The sequence below is a fragment of the Streptomyces sp. NPDC104761 genome, from assembly GCF_055583445.1.
This window is the reverse complement of the sequence record NZ_JBVJNZ010000028.1, coordinates 45512-49505: the sequence shown is the minus strand read 5'-3', so window position 1 is coordinate 49505 and position 3994 is coordinate 45512. Positions and strand designations below refer to the sequence as shown.

Genomic DNA, 3994 nt, shown 5'->3' with positions numbered 1-3994 from the left:
TTCCCCCCCCCCCTCCTCTTTTTCCTCCTCCTTTCCCTCCCCCCCCCCCCCCCCCCCCCCCCCCCCCCCCCCCCCCCCCCCCCCCCCACCGTGGGGGCGGATCAGGTGTTCCAGACCTGGAACTCGGAGATCTGACCGGCCGGCCAGCCGTTGTTCGCCGTGATGTTCACCCGGAAGTAGCGCTGGGTGGTCGCGGTGAACGAGATGGTGACCGTGTTGTTGGTGGCGGGGTCGAAGGAGTACGTGGCCGACGACTTGATCGTGGAGAAGGAGGAGCCGTCGGTGCTGCCCGACAGGGACAGCGTCTGGTTGCGGGCGCCCCAGGTCGCGGGGAGCTGGAGGACGACGCGGCTCGCGCTCTGCGCGGAACCGAGGTCGACCTGCACCCACTGCGGGAAGGCGTTGTTGGCGCTCTCCCAGTAGGTGCCCTGGTTGCCGTCCGTCACGTTCGACGACGGGAAGACGTCGGTGTGGCTGGACTCGGTGGTGGCCGCGCCGGCCGCCAGGTTCTTGCTGACCGCGCCGGCTCCGGTGCCGGTCAGCGCGACCGTGGTCGTGCCGTTCGACGCGTTGCTGGCGATGCTGAGATCACCGGTGCGGGTGCCGGACGCGGTGGGCGTGAAGGTGACGGCCACCGTGCAGGAGGCCCCTGCCGCGATCGACGTCCCGCAGGTGTTGGTCTGCGAGAAGTCACCGGTGACCGTGACGCCGGAGACGGTCGCCGCCGCGGTACCGGAGTTGGTGACCGTGACCGTCTGCGCGCTGCTGGCGGTGTTGAGCGCCTGGGTGGGATACGTCAGTGACGCCGGGCTGGCCGACAGGGTGGCCGGCGAGGAGCCGCCACTGCTCGGGAACACCTCGAAGTCCGACAACTGGGCCGCGTTCCAGCCCGTGTTGGCGGTGATGTTCACCCGCACGTAGCGTGCCGTGGCGGCGCTGAACGTGATGGTCACCGTGTTGTTGTCGGAGTTCGGGTCGAAGGTGTACCCGGCCGATGCCTTGATCGTGGAGAAGCTGGAGCCGTCCGTGGATCCCTGCACCGACAGGGTCTGGGTGCGGGCCGACCAGGCGGTCGCCGGCGGGAGCTTGAGCACGACCTTGCCGACGCCGTAGTTCTGGCCGAGGTCGACCTGCGCCCACTGCGGGAACGAGCCGTTCGTGCCCTCCCAGTACGTCGACGCGTCCGCGTCGGTGAGGTTCGAGGCGACGTAGGGGCTGTTGCTCGAACTCGCCGTCGCCGGGCGCCCGGCGGCGATGTTGGTGGTGCTGTCGATGCCGCTGCCGGTCAGGGCGACGACGGTGGGGCTGTTGTTGGCGTTGCTGGTGATGGTCAGGTTGCCGGTGCGCGAGCCGCCCGTGGTGGGCTTGAAGCCGACGGTCACCGTGCAGGAGGCGCCGACCGCGAGGGTGGAGCAGGTGTTGGTCTGGCTGAAGTCACCGGTCGCCGAGACGCCCGAGACGGTCGCCGAGGTGGTGCCCGAGTTGGTCACCTTCACGGTCTGTGTGTCGGCCGAGGAGCCGACCACCGTGGCGGCGAAGGCGAGGCTCGCCGGGTCGGTGTTCAGCACCGGGCCGGGCGCGGTGCCGGTGCCGGAGAGGGTGACGGTGTTGGTGACCCCGCCGGCGTTGACGGTCAGCGTGCCGCTGCGGCTGCCGGTGGCCGTCGGCGCGAACTTCACGCTGACGGTGCACGAGCCGTTCGCGGCGATCGACGAGCCGCAGGTGTTGGTCTGGGAGTAGTCGCCGCTGGTGGAGACGGACGAGACGGACGCGGCGGTGCTGGTCGGGTTGGACACGGTCACGGTCTGCGCGTCACTCGTCGAACCGGTGGGAATGGAACCGAAGTTGAGGGCGCCCGGGGTGGCCGTCACGCCTTCGGACGGATAGGGCGGGTAGACCGGGGCCGGCCACCCTCCGCAGTACGGTGTGCCGCTGATGCCGGAGTTGCCACCGCCGTCGGTGACGACGAAGTTGCCGCCCGAGCAGCTGTACACCGGTGAGGAGTAGCCGACGCCGGTGGCCGTGACGTTGGTGAACTTGGCCGCGCCGCCGGTCTGTTCCTGCAGGGCGAAGGTTCCGGTGCCCGCGATGGTCACGTTGTTGAGGTTGACCCCGCTGATCGTGCCCTCGACCCACTGGATCGCCTCGTACGGGCTCTGCTGGATCAGCGCGTTGGTCACGTTGATCGGGCCGGCGATCGCGCCCTGGCTGCCGTCGAACCACAACGCGCCTACGCCGAACTGCCAGTTCGGGTCGAGGCTGCCGTCCCGGACCATGGTGTTGTCGGAGATCGTGGTGGTGCCGACCGGCGTGGACGAGAAGCGCTGCCCCACGTGGATGCCGCCGCCCTGGGTGATGCCGGAGTCCACCACACGGTTGCCGCTGACGGTGTTGTCGTGGCCGCCGTAGATCGCGATGCCGTTGGCGAGGATCTGCAGGGAGACGGTGTTGTTGGAGATGGTGTCGTTGGCGTCGGCGCCGATGCCGGAGTCCGCCCAGGTGGCGATGGAGTCGTCGCCGGTGTTGCGGATGTCGCTGTTGGTGACCTTCGAGTTGGTGACGCCGCCGTGGAAGTTGATGCCGTCGGCGGTGGTGTCGCGGATGCGCATGCCGCTGAACGTCAGCCCGTCCATCGGCCCGTCCATCCAGGCGCCGACCTTCAGGTGGTCGATCCACAGGTTGGACACGGTCGAGTTGCTCATCGCGCCGCCGATGCCGTTGACCTGGGCGCTGTCGTTGCGCTCCTGCACGTTGCCGAAGATCGCGAAGTTCTGCAGGTGCACGCCGGTGCTCGGCGAGGGCGCGGAGTTGCCGTAGAAGCCGGGTGCCGTGCCGGTGACGGTGGAGTACCACATGCCGGCGCCGGCGATCGTGACGTTGTTGACGCTGATGTGGCCGGGGACGTTGTAGGTGCCCGGCGGGATCCACACGGTGCCGCCGGGGCCCGCCGCGCTGATCGCGGCGTTGAACGCGCTGGTCGCGTCGGTCGCGCCGGTCGAGTCGGCGCCCTTGCTGGTCACCGACACCGACCCCGAGGGCGCGGTCAGGGCAGCGCCGACCTGCTCGAAGTCGGCGAAGTCGATCGTGTACGAGGAGGCGGTGTCGCCGGAGTCGACCTGCAGCTTGAAGGTCGTGCCCGCCGGATAGGTGGTGGAGAACAGGCGGTGGGCCTCGTCGTAGAAGTGGTGCGGGTTGCTGCCCGGCGTGTTGGTGAAGGGGTAGCTGCCGTAGTACCAGCTGTAGGCGTTGGTCAGGGTGAAGTCGGGCTGCTTGACGCCGTTGATGTACAGGGACAGCGCGGCGGTGTAGACCGAGCCGCCCGAGGTGTCGGGGATGCTGTACCGGAAGTTGATCGAGTTGGTCGCCACCGGGGTGGTGAACGTGACGTACTGGCCGGTTCCCTGGAGGGTCGTCGCCTTGCGGTACGACGCCTCGTCGGCCAGCTGGCCCTGGGTGTAACTCGGGCCGATGGTGGTGCCGTTGGTGGCGGAGTTCTCCGCCTGCACCTCGACGTACGGCAGGCTCGCGCCGCTGCCGCCGGTGGCGGCGGCCGCGGCCGCGGCTGCGGCCGGCTGGACGGCCAGCGCGAAGACGCCGGCGACCGTCAGCAGCGCGGTGCTGACCGCCCAGACGAGCGCTCGTCTCAGATCTCGAACGGAATGGTTCACTTACCACTCCTTTCATCACGGGATGCCCGGACTGTTCCGCTGACACCGCCCGGGGCGGGAGGGAAGGCGGAGGAAGGTGATGACGTACCGGGGACCGTAATGACGTCGACATCTGCGCGCAATAACCAGACAGAACATTGCAACAATAAAAATTCGGCATGCAAGATCTAATGCGAGGTCATGGCTCGCCCTCCGGTGCGGGGCCGCACGCACGACGGTGGGGGGGGGGGGGGGGGGGGGGGGGGGATGGGGGGGGGGGGGGGGGGGGGGGGGGGGGGGGGGGGGGTGGGGGACGGGGGCACAGGAAACGGAGTGGTGTATGGTGA

1 protein-coding gene is annotated in these 3994 nt (G+C 69.3%); it reads right to left on the bottom strand.

Annotation, left to right across the window (positions count from 1 at the left end; translation table 11 throughout):
• Positions 1-101 precede the first annotated feature (101 nt).
• On the bottom strand, positions 102-3668 hold the full coding sequence (locus ACZ63F_RS41330; RefSeq protein WP_469719051.1) for a choice-of-anchor D domain-containing protein: 3567 nt from the start codon (positions 3666-3668) through the stop codon (positions 102-104).
• Between the last annotated feature and the right edge of the window lie 326 nt (positions 3669-3994).